The following is a 25,461-nucleotide window of genomic DNA, read 5'->3' as shown; positions in this document are numbered from 1 at the left end:
TTTCTATTTCATTTTTTCTTTCATTGTTTGCAATTGGCGTCGAATACTTACATCAATTTGCTTATGATTAGCCGTGATAACAAAGCCACCAATCAAATCCCGATTAATGACTTGGTTTAGTTTTCGTACACCAATTCCCATTTTTTCCTGAACAAGTGGAAGCAACCTTCCTAATTGTTCTTCTGATAAAGCATAGGCCGACTCTAGGGTAACCTCAAAGGAATTGGTCTCCACTTCTAGTCGGCTTAGACTTTCTTTTAAAATAGCTTCAAGCAATTCCTCACGATGATTTTGCAACAAGACCCTCAAAAGATTATCCATTAATTCAGATCCTGTCGGCAAAATTTTCTGGAAGATTTCAGCTTTCTGCACTTGGGGAACAGCGATATTTGTTAAAAAACTTGTAAGGTCTGTCTCTTTCACAAGGTCCAAAAGTTGATCCAGCAGTGGAAAGATTTCTAGACTTTGATTTTTTTCAATCACTAATTGGACAAAGGGACTTGCATAGCTATCTACCAAGATCATTTCTTTCTTGTCCATTAGCTTTCTCCTAATTGTTTAATGTACTGATCAATCAATTCTGAATGAGCTTCTTGATTCAACTCTTTTCCTAAAATCTTAGAAGTTAGATCAACAGTTAAATCTGCTACATCTTGTTTAATACCAGCTAGAGCTTCTGCACGTTCTTGAGCAATCTCTTGACCTGCATTCTCCTTCAAACGCTGTACTTGATCCCTGGTTTCAGCAAGTAGTTGATTTTTTTGATGCTCAGCATTTTCTTTTGCAGTAGCAATGATTGCTGCCGCTTCTTCTTTGGTACCGGATAGCTGCTCTTGTCGTTCTTGCAACAAAGCTTCCGCTCGCTGTTTAGCCGCTTCTGCTTGATCAATATCCGAACTAATCTTGTCTGAGCGTTCATCTAGTACTGTTTCCACACGATTCCAAACATATTTTTTAATAAGTAGGAGAACCGCTATAAAAGATCCAGTTACTAGAATAAAGTTACCAATTAACTGTCCTAATGTAATTTCCATGGTCTATCTCCTTTCTTATTCTTCCTCATCACTAATTTTCTTACCTAAATAACTTGAGGACAACATAGTAAAGACGAAAGCTTGCATCCCAGAGATAAACAGTGAGAAAGCTGTCCAAGCCATGTTAAGCCCAAATACAAATGGAAAGGCAATCAAATAGGCTCCGATAAGTTGTGTCAAAAGCGATACAATAACTTCACCAGAAAAGATATTTCCATATAGCCGAAGAGCCAAAGAAAGAAAATTGGTGATTTCTTCCAGAATATTCATCGGGGTCATTGCCACAGGTGTTACAAACCCTTTGACATACCGCTTAAATCCTTGACGACGAATCCCTTCCACCTGAATAAAGACAGTTACCAAGAAAGACAAACTCAAGTCATAAACTAGATTTGCTGTTGGCGAAGTCCAGAGGTTAAAGTGTTCTGGGGGAAGAGTTTCAATTTTTGTAGCCAAACCAATAGAGTTCCCTAAAAATAAGAATAGGAAAAGACTAAAGAAAATAGGAAGGTAGGTCTTTACATTGGTGGCACCAATATTGTTCTGAATAACTCCAGTAACAAAATCAATCAAGGCTTCCAAGGCGCTCTGCTTCCGGTTGGGACGAATACTAAGATCTCGACTCAACCAATAGACAAAGCCAAATACCAACGCTACCGTCAAGAGAGACATGGCCAATAAAGTTAAATCAAAAACAATCGGTCCGATTGTAATTGATGGTGAATGGGATTCCACGGGTCTCTCACCTCAATTCTACAAGAATATTCTTACAAGATGAAGGCCACAGCAAGAAGTACGAAGAAAGTACCCTCGATAAAGGCAATCCCCATCAACATACTTGTTTGAAGTTTGTTGTATAGTTCTGGTTGACGAGCTGCTGAACGAAGGAAGCTCGATACCAACAAACCTTCACCGATACTTACACCCATAACGGCCAAACCAAGGGCCAAAATTGATAAATTCATTTCGAATTCTCCTTTTATTTTTGTTACCCCACTACTCTACTCCTATTCAAGTCATTTGTCAAATTTTCACAAGAAGAAAACGCTTGATTTTTTCAAGATTTTTTCAAGAAAAAAGAGGTCTATCTGACCTCTTTTCACCTTCCTACATCCAATGGTACAAATCACTATAAGATTGGCTTGCAGCTTCCCATGAAAAATCACGATGCATCGCTTCTTGGATTAGGTTATGCCACACTTCTTTTTGATTCCAATACAGGTAAATAGCCTGATCAATCGTCCAAGTCAACCAATAACCACTGAGATTGTTAAAGGAGAATCCAGTTCCAGAGCTAGTAACTGGATTGTAGGCTGTGACAGTATCTCGCAAACCACCAACCTCATGGACAATTGGAAGTGCTCCATAACGCATAGCCATCATTTGTGACAGTCCACAAGGCTCAAAGCGACTTGGCATTAGGAACATATCGCTAGCTGCATAAATTTCTTGAGCTAAGCCTGGATCAAAAGTCATCGCAGCAACCATTTTCTCTGGATAATGCTGACCAAACCAAGAAAAGGCTTGTTCAAAATTTGGGTCTCCTGTTCCTAGAACAATCACTTGCACATCACGCTGAAGAATCTGATGCAATTCTTCAACCACTACATCGAACCCTTTTTGATAGGTCAAACGAGAAACCATCCCAATCAATGGCACTTCTGGTCGTTGAGGTAAGCCAAAACGAGCTTGAAGAGCAGCTTTATTAGCAGCCTTACCAGCTAAATCAGCGGCACTGAAATGATGATGTAAGTAGGTATCGGTTTCTGGATTATAGAGATCTGTGTCAATGCCATTCACAAACCCAAAGAGTTTCCAGCTTTCATTACGAAGCAAAGAATCTAAGCCACAGCCAAACTCAGGAGTTTGAATTTCGTGAGCATAGGATGGAGACACAGTTGTGACACGATCAGCAAAAGTGATACCTGCTTTCATCCAGTTCAAATCTTGTCCCCAACGCACCGCTCCATTCCAAAAATCTTCCATGCCCATTCCAAATAAGTCACTGAGCATCGCTGGATTAAATTGACCTTGAAACTCCAAGTTATGGATGGTGAGAACAGTCTTAATCCCACGATAAGCCTCAATCCAAGCATATTTAGTCCGTAGAAGGAAGGGCATCATGGCTGTATGGTAATCATGTACATGGAGAATTTCAGGAATAAAATCAATCTTCTCCATCAATTCTAGTGTTGCCATTTGGAAAAAGGCAAAACGCTCACCATCATCCAAATCACCATAAACATGACCACGGAAGAAATAATATTGATTATCAATGAAATAAGTAGGAACTCCATCCCAAACCAAATATTTCACGCCAACATATTGACGGCGCCACCCAAGAGAGATTTCAAAGAAACCAAGATCCTCTACTTGATCACCAAACTTAGCGTCCACGCTGTCATAGTATGGAAGAACGACTCGGACTTCGTGCCCTTTTTTAACAAGGGATTTCGGAAGAGCACCAATAACGTCTCCCAAACCACCCGTTTTAGAAAATGGAGCACCTTCTGCTGCTACGACTAAAATTCTCATCTAATAATATCCTCTGTAATTTCTTGACCTTTTTCAATCACGATTGGATGCTCCTTACGACCTTTAACCGTTACACCAGGTGCAATTTTGGCTTCTTTATCGACAATAGCATACTCAACTCGTGCTCCTTCACCAACAACAACTCGTGGGAAAAGAAGACTATCTTTAACAAGAGCCCCAGCTTCAATACGATTGTTCCGTGAAAGAATAGACTCCTCAACCGATCCTTTAATGATACTTCCAGATGCAAATTGAGACAAGGACACTTTAGAGCCTGGAGCATAATAGGTAGGCTCTTCATTTTTCACCTTTGTATAGACCTTTTGATTTGGGCTGAAAAGAGAATTGAATTTTTGCTGGTCAATCATATCTAGATTAGCCCGATAGTAGGACTCTACTGAATAAATATTGGATACATGCCCTGTATATTCGTAGGCAAAGGCTCCAATCTCTTTAGCAAAATCACGTAGCAAATAACGAATCTTACGTGGTTTCGCTTCTTCCAGTTCTTTCTCAATAGCAGAAATAAGCAGGTCTGTATCGACCAAGAAGATGTCCGTTGACATATTATAGACTTCTTGTGGGAGGCTATCTTCAAACAACTCATGATCTGTGACAGTATCTTGACTTGAAATCCTCAAAATTGCATTATTATCTGCGATATCTTTAGCAGGGAGTTTTTTGTAGATAACCGTCATTTCTCGCTTGGTTGCTTGATGCAAATGGAAAACTTGACGGAGATCCATGCTAAGAAGCACATCACTGTTCAAAATAACAGTGACATCACTACCTGACCGGCGAAGATAAGTCAACAACTGGTCATAGTACTCAGATTTAACATAATCGGAATCAGCATCCGTCGTATAAAGCCCCAAGTAATAATGACTTAAAAGAGTCGACAATCCCCACTCACGACCCGAGCGAATATGGTCAAACACTGATGAAATATTTTCTTCTTGGAAAATCCCGTAGACACTTCGAACCCCTGCATTGGCTAAACTTGATAGCGGAAAATCAATCAGACGGTATTTTCCGCCAAATGGTAGCGTAGCTAAAGGACGGTTTTCAGTCAACTTTCCCATATCATGACGGCCAACTGTGTTTACTAGAATTGCTGAATATTTATCAATCTTCATCCTTTGGTACCCCCACTACTTCGTTATAACCAACAACTTTAATTTCTTCACTACCATCAATTTCGACGCCTTCACTAATCACAGCTCCTTCACCGATAATAGCTTTTTTAATAACTGCACCAGCACCAATAATTGCACCACTCATAATCACGGAGTCTTCAACCACAGCTCCAGTTTTTACCTGAGCATTGGTTGAGAGAATGGAATGTTTCACCTGACCATCCACATGACAGCCATCAACAATCAAAGAATCTTCAACTGAACCATGTTCTCCAATAAAGTTTGGTGGGGAAATTAAGTTTTTAGAATAAATTTTCCATTGACGATTACGACTATCCAAGGCATTTTCTGGCGAAATGTATTCCATATTTGCCTCCCATAGAGAATCAATGGTACCTACGTCTTTCCAGTAGCCTTCAAATTCATAAGCATAGACGCTTTCTCCAGACTCAAGGTAGGCAGGAATCACATTACTTCCGAAATCAGACATTTCAACAGAACCTTTTTCCGCAGCTACTAAAATATTACGGAGACGTTTCCAGTTGAAAATATAGATTCCCATAGAAGCTTTGGTAGTTTTTGGATTCTCGGGTTTTTCTTCAAATTCAATAATTCGATTATTGGAATCCGTGTTCATGATTCCGAAACGACTAGCCTCTTTAAGAGGAACATTTAAGACTGCAACCGTTAGACTAGCATTGTTATCTTTATGGGCTTGCAGCATCTTGTCATAATCCATCTTGTAGATATGATCCCCTGAAAGAATCAAGACATATTCTGGATCAATACTATCGATATAATCAATATTTTGATAGATAGCATGACTGGTTCCTTCAAACCAACGATTTCCTTCACTAGCTGAATAAGGTTGGAGAATGCTCACTCCTGTGTTAATACCATCTAGCCCCCAACTTGAACCATTCCCGATATGGGTATTCAAGGCTAGAGGTTGATACTGGGTAATAACCCCGACATTCTGAATACCCGAATTAGCACAGTTTGAAAGAGCAAAATCAATAATACGATAACGACCACCGAACTCAACAGCTGGTTTGGCGATATTTTTTGTTAATTTCCCCAAACGTGTTCCTTGTCCTCCAGCCAAAATCAAGGCCAACATTTCATCTCTCATTTAGGTTTCCTCCTTATTCGATTATCTCAGACGATTCCACAAAAACTTCTGAATCTACTTCACTTTCTGACGATCCATCAATCAATAGTTCCTCCGAAAGAAGTTCTGATTCACTCCAATCCGACACAAGCTCCTTTTCTTCTTCAAATTTGGCTTTCATTTTCCAAATGATAGCTCCCATAGCTGGTAATGTAAAACTCAAAGTCTGCTTATAGTTCTTCCATTTACCAGCTTTCGTAGCTATATCTGGATGATGCTCTAACCAAGAACCACCCCATTCTTGGAGTTCTGTATTCCAAATTTCCTGGTAGAGACCTGGATTGGAAACACCAATAGTAAAGTTTTGCCGTTCAACTGGTGCCATATTGAACACACAGATTAATTCTGAACCTTCATTGTTCTTACGAATAAAACTTAAAACAGTCTCATCTTTATTATCTGCATCAATAATCTCAATGCCATCATAAGAATCATCAATATCCCAAAGAACAAATTCGTTCTTGTAGAGACGATTGAGTTCTACTGTGAATTTTTGCATGCGACCATTCAAATCATCTTCTAAATCATGCCACTCCAGAGGTTCTTGCGATTTCCACTCCAAGAACTGTCCCCACTCACTTCCCATAAATAAAAGCTTCTTACCCGGATGACACATTTGATATGTATAAAGATTCCTTAGACTGGCAAATTGATTGTAACGATCCCCCCACATTTTATGCATAAGGCTCTTTTTCCCATGAACGACTTCATCATGAGAGAACGGTAAGATATAATTTTCCTTAAATACATACATGAAACTAAAGGTCACGAGATTGAATTCATATTTCCGATAAATGGGATCCATTTCATAGAAACGTAAAATATCATTCATCCAGCCCATGTTCCACTTGTAGTCAAAACCAAGGGACTCCTCTCCAGCGCCAGTAATCTGAGTATAGCTGGTTGCTTCTTCTGCAATCATCATAACTTCTGGATGATATTTCTTCATGATGGCATTTAATTTCTTGAGAAAGTGAAATCCTTGATAATTAAGATTGCCACCATCCTCATTCTGTGTCCATGGGCCTTGATCATAATCCAAGTAAAGCATATTGCTAACCGCATCTACCCTGACACCATCTAAGTGGAAAGTCTGAACCCAATAGTTAATACTAGAAATCAAGAAAGACTGAACGTGGGGCTTCCCTAAATCAAAGTTAAGAGCTCCCCATCCATAATTGTGCGCTCGATGATAATCTTGATATTCATAAGTGGGGGTTCCATCATAATAAGCCAGAGCATCATCGTTAATCGTGAAGTGACCGGGAACCCAGTCAACAATTACCCCAATATCTTCCAAGTGACAGGCTTCTACAAAGTCTCGAAACTCCTCAGGTGTTCCATAAGACTGATCCAACCCAAAATATCCCATCAATTGGTATCCCCAACTCTCCGCTAAAGGATGTGTCATCAAGGGCATAAACTCAACATGAGTATAATTCATCTCCTTCAGATAAGGAATCAGTTCTTGCTGTAAATCCTTAAAGGTATACGGCTCTCCATCTAAATGCTTTCTCCAAGAACCTGCATGCACTTCATAAATAGAAACTGGTCTACCCTTGAAGCCCATCGCCTTCCGCTGCTCCAACCAATCCTGATCATGCCATTCTTTTTCTGGCATGGTATAAATCCTTGCGCTTGTTCCTGGTCGCTTTTCAAAAACACGGGCCATAGGGTCAATTTTATCCACCACTTGCCCGCCTAGTCGTTCTACTTGAAATTTATAGAGACTCCCTTCCTGAGCAAGATTAGTCCAAGCTTCCCAAACCCCAGCTTCATTCTTGACCATGGGAATTCGATTTTCTTGCCAATTCGTAAAGTCTCCAATGACATATACCCCTTGGGCATTTGGCGCCCAAACCCGAAAGCTATAGCCATCATTTTCACGATGAACACCCAGGTAGTCTTGAAGATTGTAGTTCTCCCCAATCCCAAAAGTCCACATAGCTTCACGATAATCCATACGACCACCCTCTCCGTCTTGTAAGCGCTTTTTTATAACAATATTCTACTATATTTTAAATGATTTCTCAAGTTATTATACAATAATTTTAGGAAAAACAAAACATTTGTCTGAAAATAATCAACTGTCATTTTCCTGTTTTCAAAAAGGAAAAGTAAAGAAAAACTGGACCAAGGAAAAACCAAGGTCCAGTTTCAATATTAGAGTTAGTTAGTCAAAATCGACGTATTCTTTTTGAAGCTCAAGAACTTCTTCAGCTGTACCACACTCTGTCAAAGCACGGTTAGCCATTTCTTGCATTTTAGCAGTGTCCAATTTCTTCATAAGACTACGCGTACGAAGCACAGAAGTCGCACTCATCGAAAACTCATCCAAGCCCATTCCTACAAGAAGAGGAACAGCTTGTTGATCTCCAGCCATTTCTCCACACATACCAGCCCACTTACCTTCGGCATGAGCTGCTTTAATGACGTTATTAATCAAACGAAGAATTGATGGGTTGTATGGTTGATACAAGTAAGAAACTTGTTCATTCATGCGGTCTGCCGCCATCGTATATTGGATAAGGTCATTCGTTCCAATAGAGAAGAAATCAACTTCCTTAGCAAATTGATCTGCAATCATGGCTGCCGCAGGAATTTCAATCATAATTCCGACTTGAATATCATCAGCTACTGCTACACCCTCTGCCAACAAGTTTGCTTTTTCCTCATCCAAGATTGCTTTTGCAGCACGGAATTCAGAAAGAAGAGCCACCATCGGGAACATAATCCGTAATTTACCATGAACAGATGAACGAAGAAGAGCCCGCAATTGTGTACGGAACATTTGATTTCCAGTTTCTGAAATGGAAATACGTAGAGCACGGAAACCAAGGAATGGATTCATTTCATTTGGAAGATCGAAGTAAGGAAGTTCTTTATCTCCACCGATATCCATTGTCCGAACCACAACTGGTTTTCCGTTCATACCTTCCAAAACAGCTTTATAAGCTTCATATTGCTCATCTTCTGTTGGGAAGTCTTGTGAGTCCATGTAAAGAAACTCAGTCCGATAAAGACCAACAGCTTCCGCACCATTATCATTAACCCCTTCAACATCTTTCGGAGTACCGATATTGGCTGCTAGTTCAAAGTGTTTGCCATCAGCTGTCACAGTCTGAGCATCTTTCAAAAGAGCCCATTCTGCTTTTTGTTCTGCATAAGCACGGCCAGCTGCTTCGAATTCAGCAATAACTTCTTCTGAGGGATTAATCACCACTTCACCTGTGATACCGTTAACAGCTAATACATCACCGTCTTTGACAATTTCAGTAATGTTATTAGTTCCAAGTACCGCTGCAATTTCAAGGGTCCGAGCCATGATTGCTGAATGGCTTGTACGTCCACCAATGTTCGTTACGAAAGCCTTAACAAATTCTTTATTCAATTGTGCTGTATCAGATGGAGTCAAATCGTGAGCAATCACAATCGCTTCTTCATCAATAGCCGCTGGATTTGGTAAACGAACACCTAACAAGTGTGAAAGCACACGTTTGGTTACATCACGGATATCTGCAGCACGCTCTTGCATATATGGATTGTCTTCCATGTTTTCAAAGAGAGTGATGAACATATCTGTCACTTCTTTTAGTCCTGCTTCCGCATTGACTTTCTTAGCACGAATGGTTTCTTTAATTTGACCAATCATTTCTGGATCAGCCAATACCATCAAGTGGGCATCAAAAACTTGTGCTGCTTCTTCTCCAAGACTATCTACTGCATTCGTACGAATAAAAGAAAGCTCGTTTTGAGAAGCCTCTAAAGCCACATCTAAACGAGCCTCTTCTGCATTCGTATCTTCAACTGAAACTGTCTCAAAAGACAAGTCTGGTTGGACAAGTAGATATGCCTTAGCAACAGCAACACCATCAGACGCTGCAATTCCTTTAAGCATATTTGTCATCTCCTTATGCCAAACCTTCTTTTTCCATTGTTTCTGAGATAGCTGCGATGGCATCGTCAGCATCAGCACCTTCAGCAGAGATTGTTACATCAGCACCCTGACCAACACCAAGGCTCATAACACCCATGATTGATTTCAAGTTTACTGATTTACCTTTGTAATCCAAGGTGATATCTGAAGCAAATTTGCTTGCTGTTTGCACTAAAAGTGTTGCTGGACGTGCGTGAATCCCTGTTTCTGCTACAATGTGAAAATCTTTAGAAGCCATAGTGACTCTCCTTTTAAATTTATTCTTAGGTTTTTGATAACCCTTACAATTAAGAATTATATCACTAGTCTTGGTTTTTTTCAAGAAAAAATTGTCGCTTTCAGAAAAAACGACTTTTTTCACTCTCAAAAGAAAAAGATAACACAAGATTTTGATAGAGAAAGAATCGCTATCCTTGATATAATCAAGACAAAAAAACACAGACCACCATATGTTGTATGTCGAGTGCTAGTAAGCACAAAATATTGACAAAACTGCCACTTTCCCCTATACTATTTTCATACTCAAAAATGAGAAGGAGGTCCCCTTGTGGTAACAGTTTATTCAAAAAATAACTGCATGCAATGCCGCATGACTAAGAAATTCTTAGATGATCATCATGTGTCTTACAAAGAGATAAATCTAGACCTTGAACCTGAACACATTGATACAGTCAAACAAATGGGCTTTGCGACTGCTCCAGTCATTGTTTCACCAGTGGGAAACTTTGCTGGATTTCAACCAGGCCGACTAAAAGAATTAGCTTAATAATAGAGGCAGGGACTAGCGCCCTGCCTCCTCGTTTTGAATAAAATCACCTGTCCATTTGAAAGGAGAACCCTCATGGGTCTTAAAGATTTAGAAAATGTATCTTATTTTCGTTTAAATAATGAAATCAACCGTCCAGTGAATGGACAAATTATGCTCCATAAGGATAAAGAAGCTTTGGAAGCCTTCTTTGAAGAGAATGTCTTACCCAATACCCGACAGTTTTCTTCTATTACTGAAAAGATTAACTACCTTATCCAGGAGAACTATCTCGAAGAACTCTTTATTCAAAAATACCAGCCAGCTTTCATCGAAGAACTCTACCAATTTATTTTGGAGCAAAAATTCCAATTCAAATCTTTCATGGCCGCTTACAAATTCTACAATCAATACGCTCTTAAAAGTAACGATGGGAATGAATACTTAGAAGGAATGGAAGAACGAGTGCTCTTTAACGCCCTCTACTTTGCGGATGGAAATGAAGAAATCGCCAAAAATATTGCTAATGAGATCATTCATCAACGCTATCAACCTGCTACACCAAGTTTCCTGAATGCTGGTCGGGCCCGCCGAGGAGAGCTAGTCTCTTGTTTCTTAATTCAAGTAACAGATGATATGAACTCTATCGGTCGTGCCATCAACTCGGCTCTTCAACTCTCTCGTATTGGTGGTGGAGTCGGTATCTCCCTCAGCAATCTCCGAGAAGCCGGGGCTCCTATCAAAGGTTATGAAGGAGCAGCTTCTGGAGTTGTACCTGTCATGAAGCTTTTCGAGGACAGCTTCTCCTACTCTAATCAGTTAGGGCAACGTCAAGGAGCTGGGGCAGTCTATCTCAATGTCTTCCACCCAGATATTATTCAATTCCTTTCTACTAAAAAAGAGAATGCGGATGAAAAAATCCGGGTTAAAACACTGTCCTTAGGAATTACTGTTCCTGATAAATTCTATGAGTTAGCTCGTAACAATGAGGAGATGTACCTCTTTAGTCCATACTCGATTGAAAAAGAATATGGAGTTCCCTTTAGCTACCTAGACATCACCGAAAAATATGATGAACTAGTCGCAAATCCACGTATTCGTAAAACTAAAATTAAAGCCCGCGATTTAGAAACTGAAATTTCTAAACTACAACAAGAATCTGGCTATCCTTATGTCATTAACATTGATACTGCCAATAAGGTTAATCCTGTAGATGGAAAAATCGTTATGAGTAACCTTTGCTCCGAGATTCTCCAAGTTCAAGAACCAAGTCTCATTGATGACGCTCAAAACTATGTTCACTTAGGAACGGATGTCTCTTGTAACCTCGGTTCTACAAATGTGGTCAATATGATGGCTTCCCCTAACTTTGGAAAATCCATCCGTACAATGACACGTGCACTCACTTTTGTCACAGACTCCTCTAACATCGAAGCTGTGCCGTCAGTACTAAACGGAAACCGCCAAGCCCATACTTTTGGACTTGGAGCTATGGGACTTCACTCCTACCTCGCTCAAAACCACATCCATTATGGATCAGAGGAGTCCTTAGAATTCACTAATATCTACTTCCTCTTAATGAACTACTGGACTTTAGTGGAATCCAATGTTATTGCCCGTGAACGAGGCCAAGTTTTTACCAATTTTGAAAAATCAAAATACGCCGACGGCAGTTACTTCGATAAATATTTGGAAAAAGACTACCAACCAAAATTGGACAAGGTAAAAGAACTCTTCAAAGATATTTTTATCCCAAGTAAAGCAGACTGGCAAGCTCTGAAAGAGGCTGTTATGAAAGATGGACTCTATCATCAAAATCGATTAGCAGTTGCACCAAATGGTTCTATTTCCTATATCAACGATGTTTCTGCATCCATTCATCCTATTACCCAACGGGTTGAAGAGCGTCAGGAAAAGAAAATCGGTAAAATTTACTATCCAGCTGCCGGTCTTTCAACAGATACCATCCCTTATTACACTAGCGCCTATGATATGGATATGCGTAAAGTCATCGATGTCTATGCTGCCGCTACAGACCATGTCGACCAAGGTCTTTCTTTGACTCTCTTCCTCCGCAGCGACATTCCTAAAGGACTCTACGAATGGAAAAAAGAAACCAAACAAACTACTCGTGATCTCTCTATTCTACGAAACTATGCTTTCAACAAAGGAATCAAATCCATCTATTATATCCGTACCTTCACCGATGATGGAGCTGAAGTTGGAGCCAACCAATGTGAAAGCTGTGTTATCTAATCTTATTGAAAATCAACAGCTAAATCTCTGCATCCTCTTTTCTGGAACTACAGTTCTCCTACCATCGGATTACTTTTCTAGCTACTGATTTTCTTTTGAATCAATCATTTCAAAAGGAGTAAGCATGCAAACCTACTACGAAGCCATAAACTGGAACAATATCGAAGACGTTATCGATAAATCAACTTGGGAAAAATTAACCGAGCAATTTTGGTTGGACACTCGGATTCCTCTCTCCAATGATTTGGATGATTGGCGAAAACTGTCTGCCCAAGAAAAAGACTTGGTGGGTAAGGTCTTTGGTGGATTAACACTTCTCGATACCATGCAATCTGAAGCTGGTATTGAAGCTCTCCGCCAAGATGTTCGGACTCCTCATGAAGAAGCCGTCTATAACAATATTCAATTTATGGAATCCGTTCACGCCAAGTCTTACTCTTCTATCTTTTCAACTTTAAATACAAAGGCTGAAATCGAAGAAATCTTCGAATGGACTAACACAAATCCCTATCTCCAAAAGAAGGCTGAAATCATTAACAAAATTTATGAAAATGGAACAGCACTTGAGAAAAAAGTAGCCAGTGTTTTCTTGGAAACATTCCTCTTCTATTCAGGATTTTTCACTCCTCTCTACTACTTGGGGAACAACAAACTTGCCAATGTTGCAGAAATTATCAAGTTGATTATTCGGGATGAGTCTGTTCATGGAACCTATATTGGTTACAAATTCCAATTAGGATTTAAAGAGCTCTCAGATGAAGAACAAGAAACCTTCAAAAACTGGATGTATGACCTCCTCTACACCCTTTATGAAAATGAAGAAGCCTATACACGCTCCTTATATGATACTGTAGGGTGGACTGAGGAAGTCCTAGTATTCCTCCGATACAACGCTAATAAAGCCCTTATGAATTTGGGACACGATCCTCTCTTCCCAGATACAGCTGATGATGTCAACCCCATCATCATGAATGGAATTTCCACTGGAACTTCCAACCACGACTTCTTCAGTCAAGTCGGAAATGGTTACCTCCTTGGTGAAGTTGAAGCCATGGAAGACGATGACTACCTTTATGGACTCTAATTAGACCAGAAAAAAGAGACTGGGCAAAAACTAGCAATTTCTGGCTTAGCTTGAAATTTGAATAAATAGAAAACAGCTTAGAATCAACGTTTTTAATAACGTAATTCTAAGCTGTTTTCTATTTCGAAGGCTTTTTGCCCAGCCTCTTTTTTTATGATGATGATCCTAACAACAATATCACCACTAAAGAAAGACTATTATTCAACATATGTAGCCAAATCGCATCCCAAAGATTATTCCGTCTGCTGTAAGCTCTATAACAGACATAACCGATTGTCGAATAAGATAAAAGGGCAAACCAGTCCAAACTTTGCATATGATTCAAACCAAAAGCTAAAGAAGTCAATAAAGCAATTAAGACATTTGACCAACCTCTAAAAACAAATTTAGAACCTAGCCCACGAAACACAGTTTCTTCTAGTAAGGGAGCAAAGATGCCAATAGAAATCATAAAGGCTGTAAAATAAGGTCCTCCTAGATCTTTGAGAGCCGCTAAAGCTTCAACAACAAGTTGTTGATTTTCTGCTTCTTCCGGTAATCCAAAGAGTAGCCGGAAAATACCAAAAATAAGATTGGCACCCATAATGATTCCCCATCCAAGCAAAAGGTATTGCCATTGCTTTCGGTCAAACTGAGCTTCTCTAGATCCTGCATCTGGTTGTTTAAAGTACCATTTCATTAGGAAATAGATCACCGTAAAGGTAAGGATTAAATAGAGAATAGTAGAGCTCCACTGCTGCTCTACAGGTAAATTTTTCCCCACTAACCCAAGAGCAATCGGAATACTATTCAGAACACCAACTAATGACATAAGTAGAAACCAAACGAATATTCTACCCAATGCTTGTAAAAATTTCAAAACCATAAGTATACCTCAAGATTTAACTATCCCAAAATGCTCAAAACACGGATTCTCTCGGGAAAAACAAGATGCCACTAGAGGGTTTGGGGATATTCCCCCAAACCCTCTAAGCATTATCCTACTATTTCTAATCAGCAACCAACATCGAGTCACCTAGTAGAGAACACCTGTCTACAAAGGCTGAAGCTATTTTAAACAAACTCTTACATCAAATCAGCTACTGCTTGCAACAGAGTCGGAATAGCTGCTTGATCACTACCACCAGCCATGGCCATATCTGGTTTTCCACCACCACGACCAGCTACGATTGGCGCTAATTCTTTGATAAGGTTACCTGCATGAACATCTTTGGAACGACTCGCTACCAAGACATTGACCTTATCTCCAATTGCAGCAACCAAAACAAGTACATCGGAATAATCTCCTTGTTTCCAAGTATCTGCGAAGGTGCGAAGAGCCCCAGCATCATCCACTTCAACTTGTTTCGCAATATAACGAAGTCCCTTAGCTTCCTCCACATCTTGGAAAATTTGACCCGATGCAGCAGCAGCAGCTTTTTCTTTCAATTCCCGATTCTCTTTTTGCAACTGACGAGCTTGTTCTTGCAAGGCTTCAACCTTAGCAGGAACATCTCCTACCTGCGGTGCCTTCAGTTGACGGGCAATATCTTGTAGGAGTTTAGCTTCTTCACGGTATGAGTTATAAGCCTCGCGACCAGTTACAGCTACAATACGACGAGTACCTGAACCAATTCCTTCTTCTTTTAGGATTCGGAAAAGACCGATCTCAGAAGTATTACCAACGTGGGTACCTCCACAAAGCTCTACAGAGTAATCTCCAATAGAAACCACACGTACTTCTTTGCCATATTTTTCGCCAAAGAGAGCCATCGCTCCCATATCTTTAGCAGTAGCGATATCTGTTTCTACCGTTTCAACAGCCAAAGCTTCGTTAATTTTACGATTGACATCTGCTTCAATTTGCGCCAATTCCTCTGGCTTCACTGCTTCGAAATGAGTAAAGTCAAAGCGAAGGAAGTCTTTTTCATTCAAAGAACCTGCTTGAGTGGCGTGCTTACCGAGAACTTCATGAAGGGCTGCATGGAGCAAGTGTGTGGCAGTATGGTTTTGCATCACACGGCGACGACGATCCTTATCAAGAACTAAGTGATACACTCCATCTTTAGTTAGTGGTACCAGTACCTCTACCTTATGAAGCGGCTGACCATTTGGTGCCTTCTGTACATCTACAACATGGGCAAGCACTTGACCATATTCATCCAGGATTTGACCATGGTCTGCTACCTGACCACCCATTTCTGCATAAAATGGCGTTTGATCAAAGATAAGGTAAGCTTCACCAGACTCAACACGATCGACTTCCACATCTCCTTGCACTAAAGCTAGCAAGCGACCATCAGCTTCTTGAACATTGTACAAGAAAGTACTTGGAACCGTTAGAGCTTGTAAAATCTCATTTTGACTTCCCATAGAGGTACCTTTAACCACAGAAGCTCGTGCCCGATCTTGTTGGGCCTTCATTTCTTGATCAAAACCATCCTTATCAACGGTCCAGCCTCGTTCCTCTGCGATCTCTTCAGTTAATTCTACTGGGAAACCATAAGTGTCATAGAGTTTAAAGGCAGCTTGACCAGAAATAACGGTTTCTCCTGCTTTTTCCATCTCAGCGACAATTTCATCAGCATAGCTTTGCCCTGCAGTCAGAGTACGGGCAAAAGATTCTTCCTCATTTTTAACAATTTTTTGGATGAAGTCTTGTTTTTCCAGTACTTCTGGATAATAAGACTCCATAATTTGCCCCACTGTTGGTACTAAGCGGTACATAAATGGTTCATGGATTCCCAATTTTTGTCCATGACGAGCGGCCCGACGAAGCAAGCGACGAAGTACATAACCACGACCTTCATTTCCTGGTAAAGCTCCATCTCCAATCGCAAATGCCAATGAACGAATATGATCAGCAATAACCTTAAAGCTCATATTCTCACCTTCTGGATCATAGGTTTTCCCAGATAGCACTTCGACTTCCTTGATGATTGGCATAAACAAATCTGTCTCAAAGTTAGTTTTAGCCCCTTGCATAACTGCTACGAGACGCTCAAGACCTGCTCCCGTATCAATATTTTTATGAGGAAGTTCCTTATATTCACTTCGTGGTACACTTGGATCCGCATTAAATTGAGATAGAACAATATTCCAAATTTCAATATACCGATCATTTTCGATATCTTCCGCTAGAAGACGAAGTCCAACCTTATCCGGATCAAAAGCTTCACCCCGATCGAAGAAAATCTCAGTATCTGGACCAGAAGGACCTGCACCAATTTCCCAGAAATTATCCTCAATTGGAACCAAGTGATCTGGTTCAACTCCTACTTCAATCCAACGATTGTAGGAGTCTTTATCATCTGGATAGTATGTCATATATAATTTGTCTTTAGGAAAGGCAAACCACTCTGGACTTGTCAATAACTCCCAAGCCCAAGTAATCGCTTCATCCCGGAAATAGTCTCCAATAGAAAAATTCCCTAGCATTTCAAACATCGTATGGTGACGAGCTGTCTTCCCGACATTCTCAATGTCATTCGTCCGAATTGATTTCTGAGCATTGGTAATTCGTGGATTTTCTGGAATAACCGAACCATCAAAATATTTCTTCAAGGTTGCAACTCCAGAGTTAATCCATAGTAAGGTTGGATCATTAACCGGAACTAAATTCGCTGAAGGTTCTACAGCATGACCCTTAGATGCCCAAAAGTCTAGCCACATCTTACGAATCTCAGCACTAGTCATATATTTCATATTTCTCTCCTTTAAAGTTCATTCAAAAAAGACAAGCCCAATCGACGAAGGGCGTCAAAACGCGGTACCACCTTCCTTCGATGAACTTGTCATCCTCATTACAATTCTTCAAAAACTCTCTCAAGTAGCAAGATAAGACTCAACTAGTAGCTTGCACCAACCGCCACCTCTCTGCTAAGTTGTCTGTATTATCCATTCTTGATACATTTATTATACTCTAAGTAACTCTTTTGTCAACTACTTATCTTCAGAGCTGCTAGCTTCTTCTCCAGTTGCATTCATATATTGTGAGAAGGCATTTTGGAAGGCTGGATCTTTAACCTTAATGTTAGCTTCTTCCATTTCCTTAGCTATAACACTTTGGATAAAGGCAGCGTCTGTACGTTTTTCAGCTAAGATAATATTTTCCAATTGTTTTTGATAATCTTTCCAATTATCTTTTTTCTGGGTTTTATTCGTTAGCTTAACGACATAATAACTTGTAGACAAGGTTGAAGTATCTGACACCTTAATAACATCAGAAATACCATTGTTATCCAAAGCAAAAGCAGCTTTTTTAACATCTTCTGGAAGTGAGGTTGAAGCAGAATCAAATTTCACTTCTCCACCCTTTTCCTTAGTGTCTTCATCAACTGTATTATCTTTTACAAGCTGGGTAAAATCTTCACCCTTTTTAGCTTTTTCAGCTACTTCTTTTGCCTTACTTTCATCCGTCAAACGAATAACTTGGGCAGTGACTTCTGGTGTATAGTTTTCAAAAGCAGCTTGGTAATTTTCATCGGTCAATTCTTTTTTAGATGCTTCATTCACAGCATATTCAACCAATTTATTAGTCCGAATTTGTTCCCGATAAGTATCCGTGGTCAATCCTTCCTGAGCTAAAACTTGTTGGAAACGATCTCCATAGGTTTGCAAGCTCTTGTTGTATTCTTCAGATACTTCATCATCACTGACCTTATCTCCGTATTTTTTTTCGAAGACTTCATTAATGGTCATGGTCAAGAGAACTTGTTGAGCCTGAGTATTATTTTTAACCTTATCATAATATTCAGCGACAGTAATGGTATTGCCCTTCATGGTGATAACATCCGTATTATTATCGGTCTCACGTGCGCAGGCTGCAAGAGCTACCACAGACAAGAGCGTGATAGCTCCAATTTTGATTTTTTTCATACTTTGGTTTACTCCTTTTTACAATAACTTAAATAGTATATCACATCTTGACTTAATTGCGCCTTAATTATAGGTTTTCTTGGAGAAATTCCACGGAATCTGCTTCTTTTTTAACCATAAGTAGACCATCTCCCAATGGAAGATAGGAGACCATTAAATCAGGATGCTGGTCAACTGCTGCAAAAAGTTTGTGTAAGCCACGATAAATAGCTCTTTGACCTCTCCGAATCTCTCCAGAATCCTTGGCAATGTCTCCCCCCTGGAAAACATCGTCAAAAATCAAGATTCCTCCTTTGGGTAATAATTCCAAAAGATCTGGTAAAAAAACCACATACTTAGATTTAGCCGAATCAACGAAGATAAAATCAAACGTGTGCCCCTTCAAATCCTTTAAAATGTCCTGAGCTTCTCCTTCCAAGAGGCGAATTTGTTTTCCTTCCTCAAAGCGAGCAAAATTCTCTTTCGCTAACTGAATCATTTCTGGATTGCGGTCAATCGTTACTATTTCTGCTTCCGGAAGAGCCTCTGCCATCATCAATGCAGAAAAACCAATAGCTGTTCCTACTTCTAAAATTTTCTGAGGTGCCAGCACTTGTAAAAAGAAGCGGAAGAAAGCCACTGTTTCCTTAGGAATAATCGGTATATTCTCAGTAGCTGCAAAAGCTTGTAGATCTTGTAAAAAAGTTGGTAAGGCCTGATCTTGTTGCCTCATAAATTCTACAATTCCTTGCTGAACAACCGGACGTCGCATATTAGGATTGGAGTGCTCTGAATAAGTCTTAACCATTACAAAACTCCTAACTCTTGGGCCAAGTTTTCCAACTCATCTAAACGACGCTCAAAAACAGCAAAAGCATCATTTAAATAATCTTCTACCTCCATGTTGACCCCAGCTTTAGAGATAACAGCTAATGGATAATCAGAGTTGCCCGCTTTCAAATAATTGATATAGGCTTCCCCATCCTCATCTGTACCATGAACAATCTTATCTGCTAAGGCAGACGCGGCCGCAAATCCCGTCGCATATTGGAAAACATAATAGTTGTAGTAGAAGTGTGGAATCCGTGCCCACTCATATTGAATTTGTGGATTCTCCTCTACCGACAATCCATAATACTTGGCATTCAAGTCTCCATACGTTTGATTCAGGAAGTCACTTGTTAGCACCTGTCCTTCTTGATCAGCCTTATGAATCAGTTGTTCAAATTCCGCAAATTGTGTTTGACGGAAGACAGTTCCACGAAAACCATCCAAGTAATGATTTAAAATGGCAAAACGGCTTTCCTTGTCTTCCACAGAAGCCAATAATTTCTCAGTTAGAATATTCTCATTGGTCGTGGAAGCAATCTCAGCTAAGAAAATCGAATAATCACCATAAACATACGGTTGTGTTTCACGACTATAGCTTGAATGCATAGAATGTCCTGTTTCGTGAACCAAGGTATAAAGATTATCCAAGTTATCCTGCCAATTCAAGAGCATGTAAGCCTTTGTATCATAAGAACCACCAGAATAAGCTCCAGATCGTTTCCCTTTGTTTTCATAAACATCAATCCAACGATTGTCAAAAGCATCTTTAACTTTTGATAGGTAATCATCTCCGAGAACCGCAAGAACCTCTTTGGATTTTTCCAAAGATTCCTCGTAAGAAATTGAAAGATTATTGCGACTTAATGGCGTATAAATATCATACATCCGAATATCGTCAAGTCCTAAAATTCGAGCCTTAAGCGCAACATACCGATGCAATAGTGGCAAATGACGATTGACAGCCTTCAGCAGAGTATCATAAACAGACTCTGGAATAAAGTTGGCTGCTAAGGCAGCTTGACGAGCTGATTGGTAATTCCGAACCTGAGCTTGGTAATTGTGAACCTTAACAGTGGTCTGCAAGGTCTTAGCATAAGTATGCTGGTATTGTTCATAAACACTATAAAGAGCCTCGTAAGCATCCTTACGCACGCGCCGGTCGTCTGATTCCATAAAGTGAATGTAGTTGCCATGAGTTAATTGCACCGCATCACCGTTTTCATCTTCAATAAATGGCAAAACAATATCGGCATTATCTAAAATCTCGAACATCTCAGACGCTGATCCAAAAATTTCAGATGCCCCTGCCAACAAGGCTTCTTCTTTTGGACTTAAAACATGCTCTTTTTGGAAAAGCAAACGATCAAAATAATGACGATAAAGATTTAGACCTGGCTCCTCCGCCATATACGACTCCAACTGCTCTTTTGTCACAGCCATAAATTCTGGCTCATAGAAGGCAAAAGTCTGTCCAAAACGTGCATAGAGACCATTAATTTGAGAATAGAGTTCTTGATAGGCTGATACACGCGTATCTTCATCCTGCTTCATTGAAGCATAAACATACAACTTCTCCAAACGACGCATAAGGCTCAGTTGCAACTCTGTAATCTCGAGTAAGTTCTGGGCAGAATCCAAAAGATGTCCTGCCAAATCACTCCCCTTGGCCACATCTGCCTCTAAAGAAACAAACTCATCACGCCAAGCCTGATCATCCGCAAACACACTGGTCAAATCCCAGGTATATTCTACATTGATTTCATTACGTTCTTTACTCATAAGATTCCTCCAATGTCCTTATTATATCACTAGTTTTCTAAAAGGGTACTCTCCCACTAGAATTCTTATAATCTTACTTCAACATTCCCACACAGTCATCCCATTGCTCTGAGTATACAGGGTTATAAGCCTACTCAGATTTCAGTCCATATCCGCTAACTCTATTTTTAATCCCTTATCATTAAACCCAATCTCTACTATTGATTCCCATAAATAACAGCTGAGTGACTACTCTCTGTTATTTTCCCGCTTCCACATTCGGTAATAAAAAGGAGAATACAATACCTGACTGTGAATATTCCTTTCTTGAGCATAGAAGGCTATAAACTGCTCCTCATATTCCCTTTCACAAGCTGATTGAGGTCTGTGACGATTCCTAACTTTGACTGGAAAAATTTGCGGATACCAGTCTGCCAAAGTACGGGTCAAAAGATTATCTCCCTTCTGATAAGCTTGAAATTGTTGCTCAACCCAATAGGGATTCCGATAACGCAATTCCCTAGCCAGGTAACTAGGAAAATGGAGATCCAACTTCCCTTGAAAAGAGAAGACGTGTCTTTGCTGATAAGGCCAACGTAAGACCTCCCTCAGTGATTCTCGAAAGAACGGAAACGTTTTTACCAAACCTTGGCAAGCTCCATGTAGATCTTGATGCAATAAATAATGCAAGATTACAATCTCATTCTCCAAATCAAGATTCCAAAAAAAGTAACCACAAGTAGGACTAAACTGCAAAGAATTTCTCTGCAAAACTGTTAGTCGTCGTTTTAAAAAATGTCTGGAACCCAATAGCCACACTACTGGAATCCCCAAATGCTGATAAGCTTGGTCCCTTTTTTCAAATTCATCTTGTCCTAAGGGGCTACATTGAACTTCCAAGGCTAAATTGTCAGATAGCAGTAAGTCTGACACGAGTCCTTCTGCAGAATTTGCTACTTCAACTGAAACACGCTCACTTTGCTGTGCCCAGCTAAAGAGTTTCGCCTTAAGGTTTAGGTGCTCTGCTCCCTCATTCAAACTAATAAAGTCGCAAGCCTGATCAGCTTGATGAGCAAAATGCGGTCGAACTTTTGGACCACTTTTTAGAATAAGCAATTGATGGCAGGCTGGGCAAAAAAATACCTCTCCCTGAGGGAGAGGATCTGTCAATAAGTGGTGAAGATGTCCTTGAGCATCTAGGGCTTGAAACATTCTTTGTTCCTCCTCATCTTCTTTATTCGAATTTAGGAGAATAATTTTTCACTTTTGGATTCATCCACACGAAGAAAGGGAATCATCAACAGAACTAAAAGCAACAGTCCAACCATAACCCAAGACATCAGTTCATAACCAGAACTGTCGATTAACCAGCCTGCCCAGGTTTGAACGACAATTGAAAGAAGACTTTTAGCTGTCTGAATCAAGGCCATTCCAGTCATAACAAAACGTGGAGCAACCAACGTACTGACCAATTTTAAAGTCAGCATGATTAAGGTCATATTGGCCGCATGTTTAGCTAAGAGTGTCCCCAAAATCTTAAAACTTAGGGGAGCAGCTAGACCAAAAAAGACAAATTGTAAGGTCATGAAAAAGAGCGGGAATAACATTAGAATCTTGCTAGGATAGCGGTCCATAAATAAGTAGGAATAAAAAATCAAAGGCGCCTCACAGATAACAGCTAGTGAAACAACTGTTGAAGCTTGACTTACAGATAGACCGCTAGCTTCTAGCATAGCTGGGATATAGGTATGACCTACATTGGCTACACCTGAAAAGAGGGCAATGATAAGTAGGGCAAGAAGATAGGGACGATTCTTGAGAACATCATTCAGAAACGATTCCTCTTGTTGCTTCTCAACTTCTACTTCTTCTTTCTCAAACGAAAGGCCAAGTACGCCTAATATTGAAATCACCATGGTTCCCAAAAAAGCCACATAAATAGCTTGAGGATGAATGAGTTGGTAGAGAACACCCGCCATCTGAGTTCCCGTTGCATAACCAATTGTCCCCCAGACACGAATTGATCCATATTTATAGGGCGATTTAGCAGCCAATAAATCCATAACGGGATTGATGCCGTTAATCATCATAATGGCCAAACTATATCCTAAAACAAGCCCCCACAAATGGTTAGAAAGTAGAAAAATAACCCCACCCGCTAAAGCTAAACCTAAACCTGCTAACGTCACCGGCTTAATCCCTAAGCGATCATTCAAATAGCCCAAAATAGGTTGGGATACGACAGAGGTAAAAAACGACACCGATACCACCAAAGAAACCTGACTGGCCGAATACCCTAAATCCAACATGTAAATGGACAAAATAGCTGAAAATAAAGCCCAAGAAAGATAAAAAAAGGTATACATCAGAAAATAACGAAAATATAGGGAAGCAGACCGCTGCACACGCAACTCCTTTCAATTTCAAACATAAATCAGGGGAATAAGACAGTAACAATGTTTGAAAAAGTTATTGTCTTATTCCCACCCTATAAAAACTCTATTAAACTATGGAAGCTAGACTAGCAACCGTTACACGAAGTATCCTACTTTACTTCTTCCGTTTTGCTTGGCCCTTCTTTGTCTCACCCTTACCATTTTTAGTAAAGAACAGGCGAAGCAATAGAATAATCACAGCTAAAAGAAATAAAATTGGGATGAGTAATAACCATTGATAGTGTTCCAGGATACTAATAGCCGTGACCTTTTCTGTCTTACTTTTGGACTTGTTCTCTACTTTTTGTGCAGAGGCAAATAGTGAATTATCCTTGGTCACCTTGTAAGTAACATCCAATTGTTCAGTGATCGGATTTAGGCCATTGTTAACTGTAAGTTGGTCATCTTTGACCTCAATGCTTGGGGTCGTTCCCTTTTTTACCGTTGCATAGACATCTTGATCTACTTTGTATTTTTGACCATCTACATCTACCAAACCTTTATCCAAGACCTTTTTATACTCATAATCATTAAAGGCTTTTTCAAGAAGGGCATTTCCGAATGGATGGCGATAGTATTCCCCATTTTGGTCGACCCAATCACCAACCCCCATAATCAACTCTACAAAACGCTCGCCTTTACGCTCACCAGTAGCAATATAATTAAAGGCTCCTGCTGGACTAGATCCTGTTTTTAGTCCATCGACACCCTCTAGCCCATATAACGCTCCAGCTACAGAATAATTATAGGTTTCAAACGTCTCCTCATAAGGAGTTCCTTTTTTAACGGTCACAACTGGATCACTGGTGTAATTTAAGATATCTGGATACTTATTCACAAAGTTTACACCAAGAATGGCCATATCACGCGCTGTCGTCTGATTCTCTTTGGTATTGTCATAGCGCTGCGGAGTATAATAACCACTGAAAGAAACAGCTGCTGCACCACTGGCATTGTACCACTTCGTATTACTCATGCCCATTTTTTGAGATGCCTCGTTCATTTTATCGAGGAAAACATCCGCATCCCCATTTGATAGATAATCTGCCAACATAACTGTTGTCACATTGGAAGATGGGATGGCTGTCATGGTAATCAATTCATCAACTGTATAATCAACTCCAGCTACGATTTTATTATTTGAAATAGCATAAAGCCCTGCGATAGCCTGTTCACGAGGTGTGGATGTAATAACATCATCTTTGGAGATTTCTCCCTTGTCCAAGGCTTCAAAAACTAGATATAACGTCATCAATTTACTCATACTTGCAGGATCTCGCAATAAATCTGCATTATCTTCCCACACAACATCACCTGTTTTAGCATCTACTATAATAGAAGACTTAGGTCGGTGAATATCCAACACTTCAGGATACATTTGACGGGTGATATCCATCAACTCATCTGCAGATGCGACCAGAGGGGTCGTCACTAATAACCCCGCTAGTAAGAGGGCTCCAAGCTTTTTCATTATCAATCTCCTTATTTTCAATCTCTTCTATTCTATCATACTTTCTGTCAGCGAACTAGGCTACTCGTCTATGAAAAGGCTCAGAAAGCTGATTTGCAAACATTTGCTAAATTTCAAGTTGAAGTTAGCCACCGCTAAGAAATTCCTTCGGCGACTTGTAGCCCAAGCATTTTTTAGGATAGTTGTTTATCCAATTTTCAATAAAGGCTACCTCTTTTGGGGTCGTTTCTTT

General features: G+C 39.9%; 20 protein-coding genes and 2 pseudogenes. 3 read left to right on the top strand and 19 right to left on the bottom strand.

The window, feature by feature from the left end:
• Window positions 1-3: 3 nt before the first annotated feature.
• The 10 genes and pseudogenes from E4T71_RS01340 to E4T71_RS01295 all read right to left on the bottom strand — a co-directional run bounded on the left by E4T71_RS01340 (window position 4) and on the right by E4T71_RS01295 (window position 10,051).
• Complete coding sequence (locus tag E4T71_RS01340; RefSeq protein WP_135035708.1) at window positions 4-540, bottom strand: F0F1 ATP synthase subunit delta; 537 nt, start codon at window positions 538-540, stop codon at window positions 4-6.
• Window positions 540-1,034, bottom strand: a complete 495-nt coding sequence (atpF, locus tag E4T71_RS01335) for a F0F1 ATP synthase subunit B (RefSeq protein WP_135035705.1) — start codon at window positions 1,032-1,034, stop codon at window positions 540-542. Before atpF ends, E4T71_RS01340 begins: the two co-directional genes overlap by 1 nt.
• Window positions 1,035-1,049: 15 nt before the next feature.
• Window positions 1,050-1,769 carry a F0F1 ATP synthase subunit A gene (atpB, locus tag E4T71_RS01330; protein ID WP_135035702.1) on the bottom strand — a complete coding sequence of 240 codons (720 nt, stop codon included), beginning with the start codon at window positions 1,767-1,769 and terminating at the stop codon, window positions 1,050-1,052.
• A gap of 32 nt (window positions 1,770-1,801) precedes the next feature.
• Window positions 1,802-1,999, bottom strand: coding sequence for a F0F1 ATP synthase subunit C (locus tag E4T71_RS01325; RefSeq protein WP_135035699.1), 198 nt, complete (start codon window positions 1,997-1,999; stop codon window positions 1,802-1,804).
• A 142-nt stretch (window positions 2,000-2,141) separates the two neighbouring features.
• Window positions 2,142-3,569 (bottom strand): glycogen synthase GlgA, encoded by a 1,428-nt coding sequence (glgA, locus tag E4T71_RS01320; RefSeq protein ID WP_135035696.1) that lies wholly within the window; start codon window positions 3,567-3,569, stop codon window positions 2,142-2,144.
• On the bottom strand, window positions 3,566-4,705 hold the full coding sequence (gene glgD, locus E4T71_RS01315) for a glucose-1-phosphate adenylyltransferase subunit GlgD (protein WP_135035693.1): 1,140 nt from the start codon (window positions 4,703-4,705) through the stop codon (window positions 3,566-3,568). The genes glgA and glgD overlap by 4 nt, the downstream gene beginning before the upstream one ends.
• Window positions 4,695-5,837, bottom strand: coding sequence for a glucose-1-phosphate adenylyltransferase (locus tag E4T71_RS01310; RefSeq protein ID WP_135035690.1), 1,143 nt, complete (start codon window positions 5,835-5,837; stop codon window positions 4,695-4,697). The genes glgD and E4T71_RS01310 overlap by 11 nt, the downstream gene beginning before the upstream one ends.
• 130 nt (window positions 5,838-5,967) lie before the next feature.
• Window positions 5,968-7,839: pseudogene (glgB, locus tag E4T71_RS01305) on the bottom strand (1,4-alpha-glucan branching protein GlgB); the annotation flags it as partial.
• A 210-nt stretch (window positions 7,840-8,049) separates the two neighbouring features.
• On the bottom strand, window positions 8,050-9,783 hold the full coding sequence (ptsP, locus tag E4T71_RS01300; RefSeq protein WP_135035684.1) for a phosphoenolpyruvate--protein phosphotransferase: 1,734 nt from the start codon (window positions 9,781-9,783) through the stop codon (window positions 8,050-8,052).
• 4 nt (window positions 9,784-9,787) lie between these two features.
• Entirely contained in the window at window positions 9,788-10,051 is a 264-nt protein-coding gene (locus E4T71_RS01295) for a phosphocarrier protein HPr (RefSeq protein ID WP_135035680.1), read from the bottom strand.
• A gap of 309 nt (window positions 10,052-10,360) precedes the next feature.
• Between E4T71_RS01295 and nrdH the strand changes: the two genes are divergently transcribed.
• The 3 genes from nrdH (at window position 10,361) to nrdF (ending at window position 13,898) form a co-directional block, all read left to right on the top strand.
• Complete coding sequence (gene nrdH / locus E4T71_RS01290; protein WP_135035677.1) at window positions 10,361-10,579, top strand: glutaredoxin-like protein NrdH; 219 nt, start codon at window positions 10,361-10,363, stop codon at window positions 10,577-10,579.
• A 75-nt stretch (window positions 10,580-10,654) separates the two neighbouring features.
• The gene (nrdE, locus tag E4T71_RS01285) at window positions 10,655-12,814 is read left to right on the top strand and encodes a class 1b ribonucleoside-diphosphate reductase subunit alpha (RefSeq protein WP_135035674.1); all 2,160 of its coding nucleotides are present in this window, start codon (window positions 10,655-10,657) and stop codon (window positions 12,812-12,814) included.
• Window positions 12,815-12,938: 124 nt separating this feature from the next.
• Entirely contained in the window at window positions 12,939-13,898 is a 960-nt protein-coding gene (gene nrdF / locus E4T71_RS01280) for a class 1b ribonucleoside-diphosphate reductase subunit beta (RefSeq protein WP_135035671.1), read from the top strand.
• Window positions 13,899-14,049: 151 nt separating this feature from the next.
• Here the strand turns inward: nrdF and E4T71_RS01275 are convergent, their stop codons facing one another.
• The 9 genes and pseudogenes from E4T71_RS01275 to E4T71_RS01235 all read right to left on the bottom strand — a co-directional run.
• Complete coding sequence (locus E4T71_RS01275) at window positions 14,050-14,763, bottom strand: CPBP family intramembrane glutamic endopeptidase (protein WP_135035668.1); 714 nt, start codon at window positions 14,761-14,763, stop codon at window positions 14,050-14,052.
• A 200-nt stretch (window positions 14,764-14,963) separates the two neighbouring features.
• Window positions 14,964-17,582, bottom strand: coding sequence for an alanine--tRNA ligase (alaS, locus tag E4T71_RS01270; RefSeq protein WP_135035665.1), 2,619 nt, complete (start codon window positions 17,580-17,582; stop codon window positions 14,964-14,966).
• 237 nt (window positions 17,583-17,819) lie between these two features.
• Window positions 17,820-18,755 carry a peptidylprolyl isomerase PrsA gene (prsA, locus tag E4T71_RS01265; RefSeq protein WP_135035662.1) on the bottom strand — a complete coding sequence of 312 codons (936 nt, stop codon included), beginning with the start codon at window positions 18,753-18,755 and terminating at the stop codon, window positions 17,820-17,822.
• Between the two features lie 67 nt (window positions 18,756-18,822).
• Window positions 18,823-19,542, bottom strand: coding sequence for an O-methyltransferase (locus E4T71_RS01260; RefSeq protein ID WP_135035659.1), 720 nt, complete (start codon window positions 19,540-19,542; stop codon window positions 18,823-18,825).
• A complete protein-coding gene (pepF, locus tag E4T71_RS01255) occupies window positions 19,542-21,344 on the bottom strand; it encodes an oligoendopeptidase F (RefSeq protein WP_135035656.1) in 1,803 nt (600 codons plus the stop codon). Before pepF ends, E4T71_RS01260 begins: the two co-directional genes overlap by 1 nt.
• Before the next feature lie 228 nt (window positions 21,345-21,572).
• Window positions 21,573-22,535, bottom strand: a complete 963-nt coding sequence (locus E4T71_RS01250) for a competence protein CoiA (RefSeq protein ID WP_135035653.1) — start codon at window positions 22,533-22,535, stop codon at window positions 21,573-21,575.
• A 32-nt stretch (window positions 22,536-22,567) separates the two neighbouring features.
• Complete coding sequence (locus E4T71_RS01245; RefSeq protein ID WP_306766715.1) at window positions 22,568-23,728, bottom strand: MFS transporter; 1,161 nt, start codon at window positions 23,726-23,728, stop codon at window positions 22,568-22,570.
• Window positions 23,729-23,873: 145 nt separating this feature from the next.
• Window positions 23,874-25,229: a DUF1958 domain-containing protein gene (locus E4T71_RS01240; protein WP_167758452.1), complete on the bottom strand. Its 1,356-nt coding sequence runs from the start codon at window positions 25,227-25,229 to the stop codon at window positions 23,874-23,876.
• Window positions 25,230-25,353: 124 nt separating this feature from the next.
• Window positions 25,354-25,461 (bottom strand): annotated as a pseudogene (locus E4T71_RS01235) (IS30 family transposase); the annotation flags it as partial.

The sequence above is a fragment of the Streptococcus sp. WM07 genome, assembly GCF_004570525.1.
Classification (GTDB): domain Bacteria; phylum Bacillota; class Bacilli; order Lactobacillales; family Streptococcaceae; genus Streptococcus.
Note: the sequence above shows the minus strand (reverse complement) of the source record. Positions and strands in the feature narration are given on the sequence as shown.